Origin of the sequence: Bordetella holmesii, assembly GCF_020735985.1 — a bacterium.
Taxonomy (GTDB): domain Bacteria; phylum Pseudomonadota; class Gammaproteobacteria; order Burkholderiales; family Burkholderiaceae_B; genus Bordetella; species Bordetella holmesii.
Genome location: NZ_CP085973.1, coordinates 276888 through 299667, shown reverse-complemented (window position 1 = coordinate 299667; position 22780 = coordinate 276888). Strand labels below are relative to the sequence as shown.

Genomic DNA, 22780 nt, shown 5'->3' with positions numbered 1-22780 from the left:
GAACACGGCGGCGATTTTGGTCAGACTGTTCATGGCGTCACATCCTGCGGGATCTGCACAACGGCCCAGGCATTGAGCGTACTGGGGAACCAGGGGTTGGAAGAAAAGGCCGCCGCCAGCGAATTCATGGTCGCCAGAAGTGGCCAGGTATTGGCGTTATAGGAAACCGAGACACGCGCGCAACGTTGGGCCACACCGGCCGCATTGGTCCATGAGCACGGCTGCGATTGCGCCGCGCAGGTGATCGCCATCCAGGCGGCCTCCTGACGCGCCGCCGCGCAGGCGGCCGCCATGTTCGCCGACCCGGTATGAAAACCGGTCTGCAAAAGCGCCTGGGCACCCTCCCCGGCTGCCTTGGTGACCTTTTGCTGCGCCCAGAACCAGGCGCCGTAGCCGACGATGGCCACCACCAGCATGAGAAGGAGAATCAGGGTGATGCCGAACTCGATGGCGGCAGCACCGCGTTGACGCAGCGCAGGCAGATGCGGCATCTCAACTGCCTCCCAACGGCCCGCCCAGGCGCACCGAGGCGCGGGCCGCCAATTGCGTGGGCAGCCAGGGCAACACGCCCGGCAAGACCGGCACCAACGGACCCGAGGTATAGGGGTAACGCACCAGCACCTCGAGTTGATCGGCGTCCAGTGCCACGCCGCTGCACGCCCCCTCGCCCTGCACCAGTCCGGCAGCGCCGCACACAGCGATCGTGGCATCGGCGCGGCCCATCGCCTGCACCCAGGACAACTGGCGCACCGCCTCGGTGCGCGCCTGCTGGGCCCGCAGTGCCATGGCGTCGGCGCCCTGCCATTTCAGGGCCGTGCGCGCGCCCTCTTCGGCGGCGTAGTTGACGGACTGCTGAGCCACGAAGATCAGGCCCCAGGTCAGAATGCCGTAAACCACCAGGAAGAACACCAGGAACACCAGGGCCAACTCGACGGCATAACCGCCAGACTGAGCGCGACCAGGGCCAGGTAGGCCGCGTACGGAACGCCCCGGCGCGCGCGCCGGGGATGGCGCAGCACGCCCCAAGCCTGGCACAGCGCATGGATGCCCGCCGGCACGCTCGCCAGCACCAGGACCATCAGCCAGGGCATGAGCCCCAGCCACAGGCCGATGACGGCCAGATACTTGACGTCGCCCGCCCCCATGAGGCGCAGGCGTCACAACGCGACGAACAGCAATCCCAACACGAATGGCAGCCAGGCATCGAACCAGCCATGCGGACCGACCGGCGGCCAGGTTCCGCTCAAGCTATGCGCGGCCAGCCAGGCCAATTGCGCCAACGCGGCCAGAGACACCAGCCAGTCGGGTACGCACCGCCAGCCCAGGTCGTACACCACGACGGCAGCGTTGAAGGCCAGCCAAGCCATCCACCACGCATTCTCCTTCAACAAGGCACTACTCCCGTCGTTGATCAACGGCATCAAGGCGAGATACGCCCGTCGGGCTCCTGGGCATTACTACCGCGATGAGGGCCTCGCGGCCCTCATCGCTTCACCACACAAGTAGAAACTGGCCTACGGTGCGTCGGTCGCAGTGGTCAATGCCGTGCTGATTCGACCAAACAGCCCGTTCAGCCCATCACCCACTTCGATGACCGCAGTAATAATCGCCACTGCGATCAAACCAGCGATCAGGCCATATTCAATGGCGGTCGCGCCGTCCTCGTCACGCCAGAAAGAAGAGAGTTGCGCCAACATAGACACCTCCAAAAGCGAGAAAACAGGTACTGCACAGGTTGAATGAACGCGCCCGCTCTTCGGGCGCTGCCACTAACCCTGCCGGCGTCGCGGGCAGGGGTCCTTCTTGAACCGGTTTACCAACTGTCTCTGTCCTTCGCGCTCAGACCACGGGTCTGGCCGGGTGCGCCGCGCCCAGCAGGTCATCGACCCGGGCCGCCATGCGCAACTGATAGCGTCTATAACTGCGATGCATCTGCCAGCGCATCGCAATCAAAATCGTCACCGCACCAATAAATGCCACATACGGCAGGGCCGCGCCGCCGACCTGCCCGGCCTGCCCTGGCCCCAGCGGCGAGCTGCAGACCACCACGCCAGCCGCGGCCCCGGTGTAATGCATGCCGCCGATCGCCACGGCCATGACCACTGCGGCGGCCACTCGTTGTCCCTCGCGCTGGACATTGAAAGCCAGCCAGATCGCCACGGTCGCAGCGAGGATGGCGATCAGCACGGACAGCACGATCAGCGAACTGTTCCAGCGAAAAATAGCGGGCATGCGCATGGCGCTCATGCCGATGTAATGCATGGCGGCCACCGCCAGGCCGACGGCCACGCCGGCGACCAGGCAGCGCGGCAATGAAAAAGGTTTGCCGCCGACATAAAGAAAGGCCGCGCCGGAAAAGCCCATGGCGACCAGTGCGCTAAATATGGTCGGCCAGAGGCTGTAGGTCACGTTGAATGCAGATACTGCGCTTGCATGCCGATGAAATGCATGCCCCAGATGCCGATGCCGCCCATCGCCACCGCTCCCACCACAGCAAAACCCCGCCAGTTGTCGCCATATTGGACATTCAGGCGAATTCTGGCAGCCGCACTTAATGCGACATAGGCTCCCAGAAAGGCGATGACAAAAGACAGTGCCACCAGCGCCATCTGAAAAGAGAGCGGTATTACATCACCCGGATTCATCTACACTCCGCAGTCAATTCACACCGAGCATCAGCAAAAAATAAATCATTGCCGTGTCTCCTGATATATAGAACTACGGTCCCCGTGGCCAAAAATTACTGCAATTTTTGTCTTGAAATGTTTATCTAGTCTTATCTATTAACATTCTCCTTACATCCGGGTTTTCCCTTATATTCGAACTATTGCGACAACAGAATTGCTACAGATATTCGGATTTTTGGCAATAAACTGAATTTATATGCAATTTTGTGGGGCCACCCCTGGCAATTGAGCGCCATCGAGGGGGGTGCAATGCAACAATCGCAATCTAAGTTCATGGGGTTTGCACAGGATTGATACGCGCAATTGTTGCTGGCACTATGCAACAAAAATCGTGGCGATCACGAATCGAAAATAATCCCCAGCGCGCGCACGCGCCTTATTTCAAACAGCCCGCATCGATGAAGCATCCCGTCTTCGGCAGTTTGCTGATCCCCGTCAGCCTGGCACTGTTTACGTCCCATGCCTGGGCCGATGGTCCGCTGCGGGGCAACCCCGTGGATGCCCTGCCCACCATCGAGCGCCCGCCCGCGGCCGCTCCGCAAACACCGGTGGCACCCACGCCCGAGCAACAGGCGGTAGCCGCGAGGTTGGCGCAACATATTGTTCCGCGCCATTTCGACGTCTCAGGCGTCAAAACCCTCCCGTTTGAGGAGGTGTCCGCGTTTCTCACCCCGCTGGCGGGCAAGGACATCACCGTTGCCCAGCTGGTGACCGAAGTCGACAAAATCACCGCGCTCTATCGGGAACGTGGCTATCCACTGTCTTTCGCTCTCGTGCAGAACCAGGATTTTGCCGACGGCCTGGTGGTGGTGACGGTCGTCGAAGGCTACATCGACACTGTGCGCATCGATGGCGACCTCGGTAATGCTCAAGCCAGGCTGCAGGATCTGGCCCAGCCGCTGCTGCAGGACAGACCCCTCAAACAGGCGACGCTGGAACGCGTGCTCAATCTCATGCGCACGGTGCCTGGCGTGTCGTTCACGCCCGCGCTGGAATTGCCCAAGCGGGCCAATGGCGCGACTGAATTAAGTGTGAACGCCACCCGCAAGAAATTCACCGGCAACGGCGGCGTGGCGGACATGGGCACAGGCATGCAACCCATGGTCAACGTGGGTGCCAACAGCCTCACCCCATTGGGCGAACAGGTGCGCCTGACGGCCAGCGTGCCCCTGAATACCGACGACGTGCGGTATTTTTCCGCCGATGTCCGTGTACCCGTGGGCAATGACGGCTGGGCGATCAAGGTCGACGGCTACCATTACCAGGCCAAGCCGCGCGACGAAGCCATCCAGTATCTGGGCTTTGGCCGCAAGGTGACGACGGACCGCATTGGCGTAGGCGTGAGCTACCCGCTTCTGTTGAATAACCGCCGGTCCCTGACGGGGACGCTGGGCGTGTACGCCACCAACGCCAAAGACCGCTATGACCAGCACAACAGCGACAACTGGCTGCGGGAAGACTCGCGCGTGCGCGCGGCCACCGCCGAACTGCGTTACCTGGATGTTTTGCCAGAGCGCTCCACCGACGCGACGGTGAGCGTGTCCAAGGGCGTCGACAGCATGGGCGCCCGGGCCAAGATCACCAGCAATTACGGCTATCAGGCCACGCCGGCGACGGATCTGGATTTCACGCTCTGGAACCTGAGCGTGCGGCAGGCAGTGACGCTGCCGGCGCAATTCGGTTTGGTGCTCAGCGGCGCCGGGCAATACAGCAGCGACATTCTGCTCTCCTCGGAACAGGTGTCATATGGCAGCTGGCGCTTCGGCATGGGTTATCCGCAAGGCGAAATCAGCGGTGACAAGGGGCTGGGACTTTCGGCGGAGGTGAATCGCCGATTCAATATCGGCTATAAGTATCTGCAGGCTCTGCAGCCTTATGCCCTGGTCGATTACGCACGCAGTTGGTACAACAATCCGGCATTGAAGCCGGTCAATCCCAAGCATCTGTCGTCGGTGGCCCTGGGTTTTCGGGTTACCGACGACAAGTATTACCTGTTTGACTTCAATATTGCCAAGCCCGTCGGCTCAGTAACGGCGAACGACAGGGACCGCGACATACGTTTTAACGCCAATTATTCCCTGTTCTACGATGCGCTGTAACACGCCCCGCGTTACGTTACGTCGGACGTAACGTTCGACGTAACACCCGGCGAATATCGAGGAATAACCACATTCACATCAGGCCTGCTTTCGCAAAAAAGCAGGTTTTTTTATGCCGCAATACTTGCAATAATCAATGCAAGCCATTGATATGCATGGGTTTTAAAAATCAACAACTACGTTAACACCCAATATCAGGGATAATCCTCAAAAACTTGGCATGAATCCTGCGTATGGAAAGGCATCGGGCGGCAAACGGCCTGAATCACCTTCCAAAGGAGCACGTCATGCAAGAGAAGACCCAGACTCGCCGCGCACCGTCCCGGCTTGCACTTTCCCTGATGAGCGCGGTCGTACTGGCGGCCCTGACCGCTTGCGGCGGCGGCGGCGGTGGCGGACATACGGCCAGCGTCGGCCCCGGCCTGGGCGGTGATACCGGCGGCGGCACCAATAATGGCGGAGGTGGCAACAACGGTGGACAAGATCCCTCCAATCCTCCAGTCAATACGACTACGGCAGGTTTGCTGCAAACCGCGCTGGGAGGCACGGGCGGAGCCGTGGATAACGCCCTGCCCCTGAATACCGCAGCGGCACTGGGCGGCGTCGGCAAGGCGCTGGATCCCACGCTTCAGCCGGTCGTGGCCACCGTGGAAAACCTGACTCAGACGTTGGGCAGCACCACCGGCCTGGGCGAACCGGTGGCAGCGACACTTAACTCGGTCGGCGGCACGGTCAGCAATCTGGGTGACACGCTGTCGGGCAGCGGGCTGCCCGGCGGCCTGAGCAGCGGCCTGGGTGGTCTGGTCAGCGGCCTGGGCGAGACGGTGGCCAGCGCGGACGGACTTCTGGTGGCCGATGCCAACAATCCGAATCCGCTGACCAAAGTGGCCAAGAACGCCACCGGAGCGGTTGGCGCACTCACCGCCGGGCTGACCGGCGACGGTGGCCTGCTGCAACCTGTCACACAGGCCGTCGCCGGACTGACCGGCGGCCTGCTGGGACAGTCTCAGGGTGCCCTGCTGGAACCTGCCCTGAACAACACGGGCAAGGCGACGGACAATGTTCTGCCGCTCGGCCTGCAAACCGCACTGAGCGCCGTGGGTGAAGGGCTCGACCCCACCGTGGCGCCCGTCGGCGCGACGGTCACCAACCTGACGCAGACTGTCGGTGCCACGACGACCCTGGGCGCACCCGTCTCCAGCCTGCTGTCGAGCGTGGGCGGCACGATCGCTGGCGCCAGCGGGTCGCTCGGTGGTGGCCTGCCCGTCGGCGGCCTGGACGGCGTTCTGCAAGGCGTAGGCAACGCCGTGGCGCACGCAGGCGGTCTGGTCAAGGCTGACGCCAGCAACGCCAACCCCTTGGGTACGGTGCTGAAGGATGCCACTGGCGCCGTCGCCTCCTTGACCGGCGGCCTGGGCCTGAACGCCGGCACGGGTGGACTCCTGTCACCCATCACGGGCGGACTGCTTGGCGGGGTGACGGGCGGCGCAGCCAACGGTGGCCTGCTCTCGCCGGTGACCGGCCTGCTCAGTGGCGTCACCGGCGGCACGACGGGCGGCACCGGCAGCAACTCCGGTCTGCTGGGTGGCCTGCTGGGCGGGCTCACGGCCAGCGCATCGGGAAGCGGCACCGCCAACAATGGCGGGTTGCTGGGGGGTGTACTGGGCGGCGTGACGGGTGCCGCCAACACGGCCAACGGTGGCGCGCTGGGTGGTGTACTGGGTGGCGGCGCCGCAGGCGGACTGGTCGGCGGTGTGGTGAGCACGGTGACCACGACGGTTGCCACGGTCACCGGCGGCGTGGCCTCGGCCACTTCCTCGGCCGGCAACGCGGGCAACGGCGGGCTGCTCGGTGGACTGTTGGGCGGCCTGAACACCGGCAGCACCACCACCGGAACCTCCGCAACGACCAACGGCGGACTGCTCGGCGGACTGCTCGGCGGACTGCTGGGTGGCCTGGGCAGCAAGAAGTAACTCAACCGGACCGAGCCAATCTCCCGGAGCAACGCCATGTTCGAAGCAGACCGTATCGTTACCGAAGAACGTCACCGCGAGGTCGACCTTAGCAAATTCGGGGAACCGCCCGCTGCCCAAACGGGCGCGGCGGCCGACATTGCCGCCATCCTGAGCCAGCAACTGGCGGTATACGCCACCGCCAACCAGGCCGCGGTAGCGGAAAAACTTGGTCTGTCCGTCACGGAGATCAAGGCGCTGGAGCTGGTGCAGGAGCTGGAGTCGCTGCCCACCGGCCAACTGGGCCAGTTGCTGGGGATCAGTTGGGGCGGCGCCACGGCCCTGATCAATCGGCTCGAAGCGGCGGGCTTCGTGCAGCGCGGCCGCCATCCGCTGGACCGTCGGATCATCGTCATCCATCCGGTGGCGGAGCGCTGCAAGGAACTCGTTCAGGCCCGCCAGGCCGTCCTGGAGGAGGTGCACTTTTTAAGTCGGCAGTTCGACCCGCAGCAAATGCGCGCCGTGCAGGCTTTCCTGCTGCAGTATGTCCGCAGCCTGCGGCACGACACGCAGGTGTGGTTACAGACTCGCACCGGTCGCGACTTGATGGAAGTGTAAGCGTCAGCCGTCCCACGATCGTTCTGCATGCCGCCGCGGGGCGGCTTTTTCATTGCACCCTGGCGCTCGTGCCACGGGTCTCGGGACGCCGCGGCCCCGCTTACTGCCGGATCGGCCTGGCGCAGGCATATGGAAGAAAAACGCCCCTTTTTTCCATCGACCTGCAACCAGGGATCTCCCCCCGGCTCCGCGCGTCAGCGACCGATCGCGTAGGCCTGCATCAGACGCGGCGTGGCGGCGGCATGCAGCAGCCCGTCTGCGTCGCGTGCGGCCGCCGTCAGACGGCCCACGCTCCAGGCGGGCGCCTCTTCGATGGCGTGCCCGCGGCGGCGCAGGTCCTCGATCACGTCACGGCCGAAGCTGACCTCGACGGCCAGATGTCCGAGCTTGCGGTCGCGCGGGTAAAACGAGGTCGGGAAATGCTGGGTGTGCGACATCGGCATATCAATGGCCTCCTGCAGGTTCAGGCCATGATGGACGTGGCGCAGGAACAGTAGCAACTGCCACTGCTCCTGCTGGTCGCCACCGGGCGTGCCAAACACCATGTACGGCTTGCCTTCACGCAGAGCCAGTGTCGGTGTGAGCGTGGTGCGTGGCCGCTTGCCCGCAGCCAGCGAGCACGGCAGGCCAGGCTCCAGCCAGAACATCTGGGCGCGGGTATTGAGGCCGAAACCGAGTTCGGGGATGACCGGCGACGACTGGAACCAGCCACCCGAGGGCGTGGCCGAGACCATATTGCCCCAACGGTCGATGACATCCACATGGGTGGTATCGCCCCGCTTGACCGAGGCGCGCATGTCGGCAAGTGTTGGTTCGCTGCCCGGCGCCCCCACCGGCGTCACCTTGGACAGGCGCGACAGCGTATCCATGACGCGCGCCAGTTGCGCTTCGAACCCGGGGATCTGTCCCGGGCGCAGCTCCTGCGAGGCGGACCCGCCGATCAACGCACGGCGTGCGTCGTTGTAGGCGTCCGACAGCAGCGTATCGAGCGGCACATCGGTGAATGCCGGGTCACCGTAATAGACTTCGCGATCGGCGAAGGCAAGTTTCATCGCCTCCGTCAGATGATGGATGAAGTCCGCGCTGCTCGGTCCCATTGCCGCAAGATCGGTTCCCTTGAGCAGCGCCAGGGTCTGCAGGAACACCGGCCCCTGGCTCCAGGCGCCGGCCTTGGCCACGGTGTAGTCACCGTAATCGTAGGTCGCGGCAGCTTCGTAGGTGGCTGACCAACCGGCAAGATCCGAAGCCCGCAACACGCCGCAATGCGCGCGTCCGCTTTCATCCATGACCTCGTTGCGAACGAAGCTGTCTATCGCTTCGGCAATAAAGCCGCGATAGAAGGCATCGCGCGCCGCCTCGATCTGGCGTTCGCGATCCGCGCCGGCGGCCTCCGCGGCCGCCAGCACGCGGCGCCACGTGCGCGCCAGGGCAGGATTGCGAAAAAGCTTGCCCGCGCGCGGCACCTGCCCGCCAGGCAGATACACCTCGGCCGTGCTGGGCCAGTGCTGCAGGAAAAAATCCTTCAGGCCGGCGATGGTGTTGCTGATGCGCGGCATCAGCGCATGACCCGTGTCGGCGTAGAAGATGGCAGGTTCAAGGACATCGCGCACGCGCATCGACCCGTGATCACGCAGCAGCAGCATCCAGGCATCGAACGCCCCGGGGATGACTGCCGGCAACAGGCCGTTGCCGGGGATCAGATCCAGCCCCAGGCTGCGATAGTGCTCCAGCGTGGCGCCAGCCGGGGTGGGGCCCTGCCCGCAAAGCACTTCCGTCCTGCCCGTACGCGCCGAGTGAAACAGCACCGGCACCTCGCCGGCCGGGCCGACCAGATGCGGCTCGACGACCTGCAGCACGAAGCCTGCGGCCACGGCGGCATCGAACGCATTGCCGCCGCGCTCGAGCAGGCTCATGCCGCTGGCGCTGGCCAGCCAGTGCGTGGAGGTGACCACGCCGAAGCTGCCCAGGATCTCGGGGCGGGTCGTGAACATGCGCGTGTCCATGATCACTTCTTGGCTACCTTGACGTCTTTGAGGCGGATCAGGCCATCCGGATAGGCAACGAATCCCTCGAGCTTTTTCTGCGCGCCAAACACCCAGGGCAGGTAGAACAGATAGATCTGCGGACGCTCAGCCTGCATCGTCTGCAGCACCTGGCTGTACAGGGCGCGGCGCTTGCCTTCGTCGGACGTCACGCGCGCCTCGTTGAGCAGTTTGTCCACATCGGCGTTGCAGAAGCGGCCATCGTTCAGATTGCCTTTGCAACTGACGTACTGGTGGATATTGCCGCTCGGGTCGACACGGCCGGACCAGCCCGTCTGTCCGACCTGGAAGTCGCCACGCGCCAGCGCGGCCTGCACCGCGGCAAACTCCAGCGGCCGCAACGTGATGTCGAAACCGGCTTCTGCACCCATGGCCTGGATGATTTCCATCACCTGCTGCATGGTGGTGTTGTTGCCATAGGTGAGCTCGAACTTCACACGGTCATGGCCGGCGGCCTTGAGCAACTCTTTGGCCTTTTTGGGATCGCGCCCTGCGTGCTCGACGCTCTTGTCGTAGGCGAAGCTGGCGGGAAGGAAAGGTTGGTGCGCAGGCTGGAACATGCCCTGGCCCACGACCTGGTTGATCACATCGCGATCGATCGCCAGATCCAGGGCCTGACGCACGCGTGCGTCCTTGGACAGCGGCGTGTCGGCGCGCGCGCCATTGCCGATGTTCACGGCGATGGACTGAAAGCCCAGGCCGGTGACCGGCGCCAGCGTCAGCTTGGCGTCGTTTTTGACCGCATCCGCGTCGGAGGGCGCAATGCGCTCGACAATATCCAGGCCACCGGCGCGCAGGTTGTTCAGGCGCACGGTCGAATCAGGAATGGGCGTGAAGACCACCTGATCGAAATGGTAGTGGGGTGCATCCCAGTACTGCGGGAATTTCTCCAGCACGATGCGGTCGTTCTGCACGCGCTCCTTGAACCGGTACGGGCCGGAGCAAACGGGCTTGCTACCCGGATCCTTGTCGAAGGTGGCCGGCGAAATCATCATGCCGGCACGGTCCGACAGTTGCGACAGCAAGGACGCGTCGGGTTCTTTCAGGCGCAACACGACGGTCTGCGCATCGGGCGCTTCGACACTGGCCACCGAAGACAACTCGCTCTTGCGATTGCTGTCGGGCAGCGTCATGGCGCGATCGAGGTTGGCCTTTACCGAGGCGGCATCGATGGGTGCGCCGTCATGGTAGACCGCCCCTTTGCGCAGCGTGAAGGTCAGCGACTTGCCGTCTTCCGACGTGGACCAGGACTCGGCCAGTTGCGGCACGAACTTCAGATCGGGCGTGATGTCGACCAGACGGTCGCACAGCGAGGCGAACACAATGCGTCCGACGAAGGTGCGCGCGCGGACCGGATCCAGCACGTCAGGATCATCCTGCAGGCCGATACGCAAGGTGGTTTGCGCCGACACGGCAGCGCTGGCGACCAGGCCGGCAAGGGCCAGGGCGATACGAAGTTTGGACATAACGGACTTCCCCCATAAAGATGCGAGCCATTCTACTCTCGTGGCCGACACGAAAAACGCCGGGGCGGACCCCGGCGTTTTTCGCTGCGACAGACCGTTTTTCCGGCGCTCAGTCGCCGCGCATGTGGCCTTGCTTGACCACGTCGGTCAGGCGCGCACGCTCGCTGGTCGCAAAGTCGGTGAACTCGGCGCGGCTGCCACCGCCCGGCTCAATGCTGCTCAACTTGAGCGCGTCCTGCACATCTTGGGTTTTCAGGGCGCGGTTGACCGCGGCGTTCATCTTGTCCATGACGTCGGCCGGCGTACCCGTCGGCGCATACAAGCCAGCCCAATGGCCGATCTGAATCGTCGGGAAGCCGGCTTCCTTGGTGGTGGGGATATCCGGCGCGCTGGCCATGCGCTTGTCCAATGTGGTGGCCAGGGCCTTGAGTTTGCCCGACTTGACCAGGGGCAGCGTCACGATACTGGCCTCGGATGTCGCGTCGACCTGCTTGCCAACCACCGCGGTCACACCCTCCGAGCCGCTTTTATACGAGATCGGCTCGACCGGCAGGCCCGTGGCCTGCTTCATCATGACGGCCACGAAATGCGGCGTGCTGCCGTTGCCAGCCGTCGAGAAGGTGATGCGATCGGTCTTCTTGGCGCGGGCGTTGGCGACGAACTCCTTCAGATCCTTGGCCGGGTTGTCCGGGTTGGTGACAATGACCGAGGGGGTGATCGACAACAGGGCGACCGGAGTGAGTTCTTCGTCCTTGTAGGGCTGGTCGGAGCGAATCAGGCTGTTGGTGACCGTGCCGTTGCTGCCGACCAGATAGGTGTAGCCATCGGGCGCGCTGCGTGCCACATGGGCCGAGCCGACCACGCCTCCGGCGCCGGGACGGTTTTCGACAATGACGTTTGCCTTGAGCTCCGTGGCCACCGCCTTGGCGACGATGCGTGCCACCAGATCATTGGCGCCGCCGGCCGAAAACGGTGCGACGAAGGTGATCGGGTGATCGGGCCAGTCGGCGGCCTGAGCGCCGAAGGCCAATCCAGCCAGGGTCAGCGCCATGGCTGCCTTGAACGAAGGTTTCATAGGGTGTCTCCTCAGAAAAAACTCGGGCGCGCGAAATTACAGCGCGTCCAACGCCAGGTAACGGCGGGTTTGCACGATTTCTTCGCGTTCCTTGAAGCTGGTGAGCTCCTGGGCCAACGCGCTGGCATCGCCTGTGGCTCGGATTTGGGCGAGCGTCTTCTGCATGGCATGAATGGCCGCGCGCTGCAGATCCGAGGGAATGATGGCCAGTTGATACCCCATGGCCGACAGGTCTTCGACCGGCACCAGCGGGGTCTTGCCACCGTAAAACATATTGATGAGCTTGGGGCCGGGCAGGCGCCGGGCGATCTCGCGAATCTGCTCCAGGGTTTCGGGCGCCTCGACGAAGATCATGTCGGCGCCGGCCTGCACGTAGCGCTCGGCGCGCGCCAAGGCCGCCTCGAACCCTTCGACCGCGATCGCATCGGTACGGGCGATCACCAGGCAATCCGGATCGCTGAGCGTCTGGCGCGCGATGCGGATCTTCAGGCACATCTCATCGGCGTCGACCAGACTCTTGTCATCGAGGTGGCCGCAACGCTTGGGAAAGGACTGATCCTCAATATGAAACCCGGCCACGCCTGCCCGTTCGAACGCACGCACGGTGCGTTCGACATTGGCCGATCCGCCAAAGCCGGTATCGGCATCGGCCACAACGGGCAACCCGCTGGCTTCGACGATTTTCTCGATGCGGTCGAGCACCTCGGCAAAGCTCAGAATACCCAGATCGGGGTAGCCGGCAGCGCGCGCGATCGCGCCGCCGCTGGCGTAGACGGCGTCAAAGCCCGCATCGGCAACCAGGCGGGCCGACATGCCGTCGTACGCGCCAGGCGCCACCAGGGTCCGGCCGGCGGACAGCGCCAGACGCAGTTTTTGGGTGGGTTTCATGAGCAAACTCCTCGCAAAGGGGGCCGCGGCCCCTGGGGTCGCCATGATGGTCAGATTCAATCCAAATGTCTAATATATTAAAAATGACTTACCAGTACCTTTAACGTATGGATTTTGGGCGATGGAACTCAGGCATTTGCGCTACTTCGTGGTCACGGCCCAGACGCAGCATTTCACCCGGGCCGCGGAGCTGCTGGGCATGGCGCAACCCCCGCTGAGCCAGCAGATCCGCGAACTTGAGCGCGAAATCGGCACCCCGTTGTTTGACCGCGTGGGCCGCGGCGTGGTGTTGAGTGAAGCCGGACGCGCATTTCTGCCTTGCGCCCAGCACATCCTGGCGCGCGTGGCCGAGGCCGGCGACATTGCCCGCCGTGCCGCCCGCGGCGAAGTCGGCGTGCTGCGACTGGGGTTTACCGAATCGGCGTCGTTCAACGACACCGTCACAGGCGCCATCGGCGCCTATCAGCAGGCGCATCCCGATGTGGAGCTGCGCCTGGAAGAAAGCCAGAGCGAGAGCCTGGTGCAGAGCCTGGCGGCCGGTGATCTGAATGCGGCTTTCGTGCGCCCGCCGTTTGCCCTGTCCGGGGCGATCGATTATCTGCCGCTCGAGGAAGAAAGCCTGATTGCCGCCCTGCCCAGCGGCCATGCCCTGGCCGGGCGCACTCGCATCGCGTTGGCGGACCTGCGTGACGATCGGTTCATCGATTACTCGCGCAAATCGGGTTATGGGCTGTCGGCCGACATCATCGCCGCCTGCCGCCGTCAGGGATTCAACCCGGCCATTCGTCAGCGCGCCCCGCAACTGTCGTCGGCCGTGAACCTGGTGGCCGCCGGTCTCGGCGTGGTCATCGTACCGGCGTCCATGCGGCACATGCGCGCGCGCGGCATTCATTATCTGCCCCTGGAGCTTGACTGGCCGCGCGCCGTGCTCGGGCTGGCCGTGCGCCGCGGCGAGCGCGCGGCAGTCGTCAACAACCTCTTGCGCCTGCTCGATATCCCGGCAAAATAGCGTTTTGACTGGCGGATTACCGGTATGAATGCGCAAGACCTCGTGCGCCGCCTCAAGCTCATCCCCCACCCCGAGGGCGGCTATTACCGCGAAACCTATCGCGCCGCGCAAACCGTACGCCGCGACGACGGCGCCAGCCGCCGCGCCGCGACGGCGATTTACTACCTGCTATGCGATGGGGCCTATTCGGCCTGGCACCGTATCCAGTCGGATGAAACCTGGCATTTTTACACCGGCACCGAACTGCGTGTTCATGAGTTGCAGGCTCACGGCGGGCTGCGTACGCACCGGCTGGGCGCCTCGTTGACCGACACGGAATTTCAGGTGACCGTCGCGGCGGGCAACTGGTTTGCCGCCGAACTGGCCGACCCCGGCGGGTTTGCGCTGGTCGGCTGCACGGTCGCGCCGGGGTTCGAGTTCAGCGAATTCGAGCTGGCCGATACGGCCGCGCTTTTACGCGCCTACTCCTCGCACGAGGCGCTTATCCGGAGGCTTGGGGCAAAAACCTAGGGTGCTTGCAAGCCCGTGCTCAGGCGCGCGGGGCAAGCGCCGCAGCCAGACTGTTGTCGGCCAGTTGGCGAGCCTGCTCGGGTGTGAGCGGCAAGTGTTGCTGCAGCGCCAGGAAATTCTCCAGCACATAGCCGCCAAAATAGGCGGGGTCGTCCGAATTGATGCTGACATTCAGGCCGCGGTCCAGCATGTCCAACACCGTGTGCTCACCCATATGCGAGAACACGTTAAGCCGCACATTCGACAGCGGGCACACCGTCAGCGGCATCTGGATATCGACCAGATGCTCGATCAGCCGTGCATCCTCCCAAGCGCGCACGCCATGGTCGATGCGCTTGACCTTCAGTAGATCCAGCGCCTCCCAGATGTAGGCCGGTGGGCCTTCCTCTCCGGCATGCGCCACGGCGGGTAGCCCCTCGGCCCGGGCGCGGGCGAACACGCGCTCGAACAGTCGCGGTGGAAATCCTGCCTCGCTGCTGTCCAAACCCACCGCGATGAAGGCATCGCGATAAGGCAGCGCCTGCTCGAGCGTGGCCATGGCCGCAGCCTCGGGCAAATGGCGCAGAAAACTCAGGATCAGGCCGCTCGATATACCCAACTGCCGGCGCCCGTCAGCCAAGGCGCCCTGTATACCCGACAGCACCGTCTCGAACGGTACGCCGCGATCGGTGTGCGTCTGGGGGTCAAAAAAAGGCTCGGTATGGGTGACGCCCTGCTCGGCGCATTTGTTCAGATACGCCCAGGTCAGGTCATAGAAGTCCTGCTCGGTTTGCAGCACCTGAGCCCCGAGGTAGTACAGGTCCAGAAATTCCTGCAAATTCTGATAGTGATAGGCCTGGCGCAAGGACTCGATATCGGCCCATGGCAAGCGTATGCCGTTGCGCTGCGCCAGCGCAAAAAGCAGCTCGGGCTCCAGCGCGCCCTCCAGGTGAATATGCAACTCGGCCTTGGGCAGACGGATCAACCAATCCCGCATGACGACTCCTCAAATAGACGGAAGATGATAGCGCCCTCACCATTTTGTTCTTTTTATATGAATAATTTTTTTAATTATTTCTTTTAAAAAGAATATTGCGCTATGCTCGCAGGCCACGCTCAGGACTCTGCAATGGAACTCTCCGATCTGCGCATTTTTCTGTCGGTTGCCCGCGAGCAAAGCGTCACCCGAGCGGCCAAGGCCCTCGATCGGGTGCCGTCGAACGTGAGCACCCGGATCCAGCAACTGGAGGACAGCCTCGGCGCGGCACTGTTTACCCGCGACAGCAAACGCATGCTGCTGTCCGATGCAGGCCAGACTCTGGCGGGCTACGCCTGCCGCCTGCTGGATCTGGCCGCCGAGGCCGAGCAGGCCGTGCGCGTGGCCGAGCCCGGCGGCTGCCTGCGCCTGGGCTCGATGGAGAGCACCGCGGCCAGCCGGCTCCCCCAGCCCCTGGCCCGCCTGCACGCCCGCCACCCTGGCATCGACCTCCAGTTGCGCACCGGCACGACGCGCGCGCTGGCCGATGCCGTGGCCAGCCACGCGCTGGACTGCGCCATCGTGGCTCACCCCTATCCGCAACGCAGCGACGATGTCGGCGCCCTGGGCGTTGGCCTGCAGGGCCACTATCTCTTTACCGAGGACCTGTTGCTGGTCTTGCCGCCAGGCGGCGGCCAGCCACAGGCGCTGGCCGCGTTCGCGCGCGGCTGCGTGTACCGCGAGCGCGCCGAGCAATGGTTGCGCGAGGCGGGCAGCGATCCAGGCCGGCTGCAAATAATGGAGCTGGCATCCTATCACGCCATGCTGGCCTGCGTCATGGCAGGCTCGGCCATGGCCGTACTGCCCCAATCGGTGCTGGCGCTGCACGCCTTTGCCTTGCCCACGCGCGCCATCGGGCCCGCCCATTGCTTTCTCATTCGCCGCCAGGGCCATGCCAGCGCCAACTACCAGGCGCTGCTGGCCGCACTGCGCGACTGATCACCAAGGAGCCTGATCATGAACGACTTCACTGCCCGTCTGGGCCTGTCCTTGCCCATCGTCCAGGCGCCCATGGCGGGCGTGAGCACGCCGGCCATGGCGGCGGCGGTCTCCAATGCCGGAGCCCTGGGCGCGCTGGGCCTGGGCGCGGGCAACGCGCAGGCCGCGCGCCAAGCCATCGATGCCACCCGCGCCCTGACCCAGCGCCCGTTCGCGGTCAACGTCTTCTGCCATCGTCCCGGGGTGGCCGACCCGGTCAGCCAGGCCGCCTGGCTGCGCGCGCTGGCGCCGCACTTTGCCGCGTTCGGCGCCGAGCCGCCCGATGAGCTGCGCGAGATCTATACCAGTTTCCAGACCGATGACGAGATGCTGCAGATGCTGCTCGATACACGGCCTGCGGTCGTCAGCCTGCACTTCGGCCTGCCCGACCGCAAGAAACTCCAGGCCTTGCAGGCGGCGGGCATTTACCTGATGGCCACGGCCACCCAGCCCGACGAGGCCCGCCGTGTCGCCGAGGCGGGCGTCGACGCCATCGTGGCGCAAGGCATCGAGGCGGGCGGCCACCGAGGCACGTTCGATGACACGGCACGTGACGAGCGCCTGGGCACGCTGGCCCTGACTCGACTGCTGTCCTCGCGCCTGCAGCGGCCTGTCATCGCCGCCGGCGGCATCATGGATGGGGCGGGCATTGCCGCGGCCTGGCCTTGGGCGCGCAGGCCGCGCAATTGGGCACCGCCTTCATCACCTGCCCGGAATCCGCCGCGGACGCGGCCTATCGCGCGGCCCTGCTGGGCCACGATCACGTAGCCACCACGTTCACCCGGGCGATCTCCGGGCGCCTGGCGCGCAGCGTCGTCAATCGTTTCACGGCCTTCGGCGAGCAGGCCGGCACGCCACCGGCGCCCGGCTACCCCATGACGTACGACGCCGGCAAAGCGCTCAACGCCGCTGCCAAGGCGCGAGGCGAACACGGGTACGCCGCCCAATGGGCCGGCCAGGCCGCCGCCTTGTCGCGGGGCCTGCCCGCCGCGCAATTGGTGGCTGCGCTGGCGCAGGAATGGCGGGATCAGGGCTCGGCGTAAGCGCTAAAACCCGGCCTGACAGCCAGCCGCGCACAATAAGCGGCGACAGCCGGCAGTGCAGGCTTGTCCCAAGGCGTTGCCTGCCAGCGCTGCACCGACAAGCCGATGACAATATCGGCCAAGCTGAACGCCGGACCCGCTACATAGGCGCCGGTGTCATGCAAGCGCGCCTCGAGCACGCCCATGGCCCGTGTCCATGCCAGGCACGACGCCTGGATCTGCGCGGCGTCCTGAAACGCAGGCGCCTGCCGCCGCAACGCCATAAAGGCATAGCGCCAGGACGAATTGAGGTCGCTGGCCTGCCAATCCATCCATTGGTCCACCCGCGCCCGCGGGCGCGGCGCGGCCGGGTAAAGCCAGTCCGCCCCATTCTGGTTGGCCAGGTAGCGCAGGATGCTATTGGACTCCCAGAGCACGAAATCTCCGTCGACCAGGACCGGAATCTGCGCATTGGGATTGAGCGCCAGAAAGCCCGGCTCATCGAGTTCGCGTTTGCCTGCTCCCCACTCCTCGCGACAAGGCCACAAGCGCAGTTCGTCGCACGTCCAGAGGACTTTGCGGACATTGATCGAGGACGCCTTACCGAGGATACGCATGCCTGGCCTGTACGATGGGGAACTATCGTATTGTGAACTCGCGGTGCCGCGCGCGACAGATACAGTTGCCCGGCAATCGGGCGTGACAGCCGCGCACGGACAGGGATGATGGCTGCGGTTACCATGGCCCCGGCAAGATCACCCTGCGTCCGAGGCTCGCTAGACCTGTCACACCGCTTACCTCGGCCGGGCGCGATAATCTCCCCCTTTGGCCCGCCCGTACCCCGACGACCTGTTCAATGGGCCAGGCGTACCTGCCTCCACCTCACACTCTTTACTGCTGACTCTAGGAAAACATAGATGGGAACGCTGGCCATTGTCGTGTCCTTGCTGCTGTTGATGTTCTTTGCCTACCGGGGCGTGACCGTGCTCATCCTCGCCCCCATCATGGCGGCGGTGGCGGTCATTCTATCGGGCGACGCGGCCGTGCTGCTGCCGGCGTATACGCAGACTTTCATGTCCGCGCTGGGTGGCTACGTCATCTCGTTTCTACCCATCTTTCTGCTGGGTGCGCTGTTCGGCCAGTTGATGGCCGACTCTGGCGCGGCCTACGCCCTGGCACGCTGGATCACCGACAAGCTGGGCTCGCGTCACGCCATCCTGACGGTGGTGCTGGCCTGCGCGGCGCTGACGTATGGCGGGGTCTCCCTGTTTGTCGTGGCGTTCGCCGTCTATCCCATTGCCACAGCGCTCTTTCGCCACGCCACCCTCCCCAAGCGACTGATACCGGCCTCGATCGCGCTGGGGTCGTTTACCCTCACCATGACCGCGCTGCCCGGCACGCCGTCGATCCAGAACGCCATCCCCATTCCTTATTTCGGCACCAATGTGTTTGCCGCGCCCGGGCTGGGCATCATCGCTGCGGTCATCATGCTGGGGCTGGGCATGGCCTGGCTGCTTGCCCGTGCCCGTCGCGCCCTGCTCGCAGGCGAGGGCTATGGCGAAGCGGAGGATGCCATCCAGGCGCCCGACCACGGCGACCACCCCGGCATGCCGCTGGCGCTGGCGGTGCTGCCCCTGCTGATGGTCGTCGGCGTCAACGCCCTCTTTACCTATGGGATTTTTCCGCACATGGATTTCAGCGCCATGGGCGAGCGCTATGCCGATATCGACCCCAAGCGCGTCAGCGGTCTGTGGTCGCTCATCATTGCCCTGGCGTCGGCCTGCATCATGCTGATCGTGATACGCCTGAAGCACTGGGCCGATCTGCGCGACACGGTCAACAAGGGCGTCTTCGGCTTCATGCTGCCGCTGTTCAATACCGCCTCCGAGGTCGGCTATGGCGCCGTGATCGCCAGCCTGGCCGGCTTTGCCATCATCCGCGACGCCGTGCTCGATGTCGCGCCCGACAACCCGCTGATCTCGGAAGCCATCGCCATGGGTACGCTGGCCGGCATCACCGGCTCGTCGTCGGGCGGCATGAGCATCGCGCTGGCCACGCTGGGCAGCGACTATCTCGCCATGGCCGAAAAAACCGGTATCAGCCCTGAACTGCTGCATCGGGTGGCGGTGCTGGCCTCGGGCAGCATGGACACCCTGCCGCACTCCGGCGCCATCATCACGCTGCTGTCCATCTGCCGCCTGACTCACCGCAAATCCTATGGCGACATCGCCGCCGTGACCATTCTCATGCCCGTCATCGCGCTGATCACCGTCATCGCCCTGGGAACGATGTTCGGCTCCTTCTGAGCCTCTGCCCGCCCCGCTGGCCCACCGGGACCAGCACGGGCGGATCCAGGCCGCCGTCAGCGGTTGTCCGTACAATCAGCGCCTTCGGTGGCCTGGCCACTCTCTTCCGGACCGTCCCATGTCCCCGGCCAGCTCCGCTGACTCGCCCCCTGCCGACACGCCGTTGTCGCGACCTGCTTTCAGACGTTTTCTCGCCGCCCGCTTCTGCTCCTCGCTGGCTTACCAGATCGTGTCGGTCGCGGTGGGCTGGCAGATCTTTGCCCTGACCGGCAATGCACTCGATCTGGGGCTGATCGGCCTGGCGCAGTTTCTGCCGATGATGTGCCTGACATTGGTCGTGGGCCACGTCGCCGATCGTTATGACCGCCGCCGCATCGTGGCCGTCTGCATGGCATTGGAAGGAGCGGCCACCCTGCTGCTGGCAGTGGCCGCGGTACAGGGCTTCGGCGGCAAAGCCCTCGTTTACCTGACAGTGATGGTGATCAGTTCGGCGCGGGCCTTCGAAGCGCCTACGCTACCCACGCTTATCCCGGCCATCGTGCCCCGCGCGTGGATCCCGCGCGCCACAGCCCTGTCGGCCTCGTCGAACCAGATCGCCCAGATTGCCGGCCCGGCGCTGGGCGGCATCGGCTACGGCATCGGAGCCGGTTGGATTTATGGCATTGCATCGCTGATGTATGTATTCGGCCTGGTGTCCATTCTGCGGGTGCGCACGGAGCGCGCGCCCCCGCACCGGGCGCCGACGACCTGGCACACGCTGTTCGCCGGCATCCGCTTCATTGCCAGCCGGCGCCTGCTGCTGGGCACACTGTCGCTGGATCTGTTTGCCGTGCTCCTGGGCGGCGCAACCGCCCTGCTGCCCGTCTTTGCCAAGGATATCCTGCATGCCGGCCCCTGGGCATTGGGTGCACTGCGCGCCGCGCCCGCCGTGGGTGCTGCGCTGATGTCGCTCATGCTGGCCCGCATGACCATGGAGCGCCATGTGGGCCGGCTGCTTTTCGGTGCTCTGTTTCTCTTTGGCCTGGCCACCATCGTCTTTGGTCTGTCGACCGCCATTCCCCTGTCGCTGGGCGCGCTCGTGGTGCTGGGCGCGGCCGATTCGATCAGCGTGGTCGTGCGCTCGTCCCTGGTGCAGCTCAACACGCCGGATGAGATGCTGGGCCGAGTAAGCGCGGTCAACACGCTGTTCATTGGCACCTCCAACCAATTGGGCGAGTTCGAGTCGGGTGTCACCGCGGCCATGTTCGGCACCGTTGCCGCGGTCGTGCTCGGTGGAGTGGGGACCATCGCCGTGGCGGGCATCTGGATGTGGAAATTCCCCGAGCTGCGCAAACTCACGTCGCTTAACGCGCCGGCCTGACCGCTGCCGGCCTGGCCGAGTGCCAGGCTCGGCGCATGCCCGCCTGTCAGGAGCGGTCCGTGCCGCAATGCCAGCAAGCGCTGAACTGCGGCTCGAGCCGCTCGCCGCACGCCGGACACCGCCAGGGCAAGGCAGGCCCGTCTCCCCCGGGCGCCAGACCGATGAGCCGCAAGGCCAGATCGCGGTCGGCCTCGCGTTCGATCCAGATTTCAGGGCCGCACTGGTCGGCCGGGATTTCGCCCAATGCACCTTGCAGATGCTGATTGTGCACGTCAGCGGCCACGCGGGCCTGCCGCAACAGATTCAGCCAATGCTGGGCCATCAACAGACTGGGAGCGCGTACAAGCCGGTGCATGCTCGATGCCTCTGCGCAAAAGAAAAGCCAATGTTAAGGCCGCCGTCTGCCGGCGGTATCGGTTAGCCTATTCTGTCCGCGCATCGATCCGGAGGCAACGTGGCACTGCGCAAGTCCTCATTTTTCATCCGTTTTCTCACCCTGGGCGCGCTGGCACATGTGTATGTCGGCATCCGCATCATCCCGGATCTGCCCATGGGCATGGCAGGCAAATCCATTGCCATCCTCGTGCTCATTGCCTCTTGCATCCTCATCCCTGTCGGGATGCTCAGCCGCTCATCGGGGCGGCCGCCGTGGGCCGACCGGATGGCCTGGATCGGCCTGCTGGCCATGGGGTTTTTCTCGTCGCTGTTTGTGCTGACCGTACTGCGCGACGTCGTGCTGGTCATGGCAGGGCTGCTGCGCCTGGCAAGCGGTGTGCCGGACATGGCGCGACTGCGGCCGGCCAGTGCCGCCGCCGTGCCGCTGCTGGCATTGGCCGGGAGTGTGTGGGGGTTTTTCAATGCGCGTCGCTTGGCGCGGGTCAAACACATCGACGTACCCATCGACGGATTGCCGGCCGAGCTCGAAGGCCTGTGCATCGCTCAGATCAGCGACATCCATGTGGGCCCGACGATCAAAGCGCCCTATGTGCAGGCCATCGTGGATGCGGTCAATGCCTTGCATCCCGACCTCATCGCCATCACGGGCGACGTCGTCGACGGCAGCGTGGCGCAATTGGCGGCCCATACCCGCCCGCTGGCCGATCTGCGCGCGCCGGGCGGCGTCTATCTGGTGACGGGCAACCACGAGTACTACTCGGGCGCGGCGTCCTGGGTCAACGAATTCCGGCGGCTGGGGCTGACCGTTCTGCTCAATGAGCACGCCGTGATCCGGGTCAGGAACCAACCGGTGGTGGTCGCCGGCGTGACGGATTTCGGGGCCGGTGCCTTCGATCCGGGTCAACGCAGCGATCCTGCAAAGGCGCTGCAAGGCGCACCGGCCGGCGCGCCGGTGAAAATTCTGCTGGCGCACCAGCCGCGCAGCGCGGCCGCCGCAGCCCCGTTGGGCTACACCTTGCAACTGTCGGGCCACACCCATGGCGGGCAGTTTTTCCCGTGGGGATTTTTCGTGCGTCTGCAGCAGCCGTTTACCGCCGGCCTGCACCGGCAGGGCGGGCTCTGGGTCTACACCAGCCGAGGCACTGGCTATTGGGGCCCGCCCATGCGGTTGGCGGCACCATCGGAAATCAGCTTGATTCGTCTGGTGGGCAGCCGTGGCCAATCCAACCCCGAGGCGGCCCAGACGCCGGGCCCCTGCGGCGGCGCGTGAGACAATGCCGGCCTGAACAGTCGGCATTCTTTCTCATGTCCCCTTCTTCCTCCCGCATCGCCGTAATCGGCGCAGGCCCAGCCGGTC

General features: G+C 64.7%; 21 protein-coding genes and 2 pseudogenes. 10 read left to right on the top strand and 13 right to left on the bottom strand.

What is annotated here, in order from left to right; genetic code table 11:
• Positions 1–29: 29 nt before the first annotated feature.
• The 6 genes and pseudogenes from LK440_RS01415 to LK440_RS01390 form a co-directional block, all read right to left on the bottom strand.
• Positions 30–491, bottom strand: coding sequence for a TadE/TadG family type IV pilus assembly protein (locus LK440_RS01415; protein WP_005016120.1), 462 nt, complete (start codon positions 489–491; stop codon positions 30–32).
• Between the two features lies 1 nt (position 492).
• Entirely contained in the window at positions 493–918 is a 426-nt protein-coding gene (locus LK440_RS01410) for a TadE family protein (RefSeq protein ID WP_230580974.1), read from the bottom strand.
• Complete coding sequence (locus LK440_RS01405; protein WP_017685647.1) at positions 879–1145, bottom strand: prepilin peptidase; 267 nt, start codon at positions 1143–1145, stop codon at positions 879–881. The genes LK440_RS01410 and LK440_RS01405 overlap by 40 nt, the downstream gene beginning before the upstream one ends.
• Positions 1146–1157: 12 nt before the next feature.
• On the bottom strand, positions 1158–1391 hold the full coding sequence (locus LK440_RS01400) for a hypothetical protein (RefSeq protein ID WP_227944756.1): 234 nt from the start codon (positions 1389–1391) through the stop codon (positions 1158–1160).
• Between the two features lie 123 nt (positions 1392–1514).
• On the bottom strand, positions 1515–1697 hold the full coding sequence (locus LK440_RS01395; RefSeq protein ID WP_005016124.1) for a Flp family type IVb pilin: 183 nt from the start codon (positions 1695–1697) through the stop codon (positions 1515–1517).
• A 142-nt stretch (positions 1698–1839) separates the two neighbouring features.
• Positions 1840–2645: pseudogene (locus LK440_RS01390) on the bottom strand (MHYT domain-containing protein).
• Between the two features lie 440 nt (positions 2646–3085).
• Between LK440_RS01390 and LK440_RS01385 the strand changes: the two are divergent.
• From LK440_RS01385 to LK440_RS01375, 3 genes are all read left to right on the top strand, one after another.
• Positions 3086–4786: a ShlB/FhaC/HecB family hemolysin secretion/activation protein gene (locus LK440_RS01385; RefSeq protein ID WP_005016126.1), complete on the top strand. Its 1701-nt coding sequence runs from the start codon at positions 3086–3088 to the stop codon at positions 4784–4786.
• Positions 4787–5073: 287 nt separating this feature from the next.
• Positions 5074–6759 carry a collagen-like triple helix repeat-containing protein gene (locus LK440_RS01380; RefSeq protein WP_005016129.1) on the top strand — a complete coding sequence of 562 codons (1686 nt, stop codon included), beginning with the start codon at positions 5074–5076 and terminating at the stop codon, positions 6757–6759.
• Positions 6760–6795: 36 nt separating this feature from the next.
• A complete protein-coding gene (locus LK440_RS01375) occupies positions 6796–7356 on the top strand; it encodes a MarR family winged helix-turn-helix transcriptional regulator (RefSeq protein WP_005016130.1) in 561 nt (186 codons plus the stop codon).
• A gap of 194 nt (positions 7357–7550) precedes the next feature.
• Here the strand turns inward: LK440_RS01375 and LK440_RS01370 are convergent, their stop codons facing one another.
• The 4 genes from LK440_RS01370 to LK440_RS01355 all read right to left on the bottom strand — a co-directional run bounded on the left by LK440_RS01370 (position 7551) and on the right by LK440_RS01355 (position 12827).
• Positions 7551–9347, bottom strand: coding sequence for a gamma-glutamyltransferase family protein (locus tag LK440_RS01370; RefSeq protein ID WP_025341240.1), 1797 nt, complete (start codon positions 9345–9347; stop codon positions 7551–7553).
• A 14-nt stretch (positions 9348–9361) separates the two neighbouring features.
• The gene (locus LK440_RS01365; RefSeq protein WP_005016133.1) at positions 9362–10864 is read right to left on the bottom strand and encodes an ABC transporter substrate-binding protein; all 1503 of its coding nucleotides are present in this window, start codon (positions 10862–10864) and stop codon (positions 9362–9364) included.
• Between the two features lie 109 nt (positions 10865–10973).
• The gene (locus LK440_RS01360; RefSeq protein ID WP_005016137.1) at positions 10974–11939 is read right to left on the bottom strand and encodes a Bug family tripartite tricarboxylate transporter substrate binding protein; all 966 of its coding nucleotides are present in this window, start codon (positions 11937–11939) and stop codon (positions 10974–10976) included.
• Positions 11940–11975: 36 nt separating this feature from the next.
• The gene (locus LK440_RS01355) at positions 11976–12827 is read right to left on the bottom strand and encodes an isocitrate lyase/PEP mutase family protein (RefSeq protein WP_005016141.1); all 852 of its coding nucleotides are present in this window, start codon (positions 12825–12827) and stop codon (positions 11976–11978) included.
• A 121-nt stretch (positions 12828–12948) separates the two neighbouring features.
• Here LK440_RS01355 and LK440_RS01350 point away from each other — a divergent pair, with 121 nt between their 5' ends.
• Together LK440_RS01350 and LK440_RS01345 are read left to right on the top strand one after the other, a co-directional pair.
• Positions 12949–13836, top strand: coding sequence for a LysR family transcriptional regulator (locus LK440_RS01350; RefSeq protein WP_005016145.1), 888 nt, complete (start codon positions 12949–12951; stop codon positions 13834–13836).
• A 24-nt stretch (positions 13837–13860) separates the two neighbouring features.
• A complete protein-coding gene (locus LK440_RS01345; protein ID WP_005016148.1) occupies positions 13861–14346 on the top strand; it encodes a cupin domain-containing protein in 486 nt (161 codons plus the stop codon).
• A gap of 19 nt (positions 14347–14365) precedes the next feature.
• Here the strand turns inward: LK440_RS01345 and LK440_RS01340 are convergent, their stop codons facing one another.
• The gene (locus tag LK440_RS01340) at positions 14366–15322 is read right to left on the bottom strand and encodes an adenosine deaminase (protein ID WP_005016151.1); all 957 of its coding nucleotides are present in this window, start codon (positions 15320–15322) and stop codon (positions 14366–14368) included.
• 132 nt (positions 15323–15454) lie between these two features.
• Between LK440_RS01340 and LK440_RS01335 the strand changes: the two genes are divergently transcribed.
• Positions 15455–16300, top strand: a complete 846-nt coding sequence (locus tag LK440_RS01335; RefSeq protein ID WP_005016154.1) for a LysR family transcriptional regulator — start codon at positions 15455–15457, stop codon at positions 16298–16300.
• 18 nt (positions 16301–16318) lie between these two features.
• Positions 16319–17382: pseudogene (locus LK440_RS01330) on the top strand (NAD(P)H-dependent flavin oxidoreductase).
• On the opposite strand, the gene LK440_RS01325 reads toward LK440_RS01330, so the two are convergent.
• On the bottom strand, positions 17367–17978 hold the full coding sequence (locus LK440_RS01325) for a glutathione S-transferase family protein (RefSeq protein WP_005016158.1): 612 nt from the start codon (positions 17976–17978) through the stop codon (positions 17367–17369). The pseudogene LK440_RS01330 and the gene LK440_RS01325 overlap by 16 nt on opposite strands.
• A 300-nt stretch (positions 17979–18278) precedes the next feature.
• Between LK440_RS01325 and LK440_RS01320 the strand changes: the two genes are divergently transcribed.
• The gene (locus tag LK440_RS01320; RefSeq protein WP_005016161.1) at positions 18279–19667 is read left to right on the top strand and encodes a GntP family permease; all 1389 of its coding nucleotides are present in this window, start codon (positions 18279–18281) and stop codon (positions 19665–19667) included.
• A gap of 118 nt (positions 19668–19785) precedes the next feature.
• Complete coding sequence (locus tag LK440_RS01315) at positions 19786–21027, top strand: MFS transporter (protein WP_005016164.1); 1242 nt, start codon at positions 19786–19788, stop codon at positions 21025–21027.
• 46 nt (positions 21028–21073) lie between these two features.
• Here LK440_RS01315 and LK440_RS01310 read toward each other — a convergent pair whose 3' ends face one another.
• A complete protein-coding gene (locus LK440_RS01310) occupies positions 21074–21382 on the bottom strand; it encodes a putative signal transducing protein (RefSeq protein WP_005016167.1) in 309 nt (102 codons plus the stop codon).
• Between the two features lie 99 nt (positions 21383–21481).
• Here LK440_RS01310 and LK440_RS01305 point away from each other — a divergent pair, with 99 nt between their 5' ends.
• Complete coding sequence (locus tag LK440_RS01305) at positions 21482–22693, top strand: metallophosphoesterase (RefSeq protein WP_005016169.1); 1212 nt, start codon at positions 21482–21484, stop codon at positions 22691–22693.
• The last annotated feature ends 87 nt before the right edge of the window (positions 22694–22780 follow it).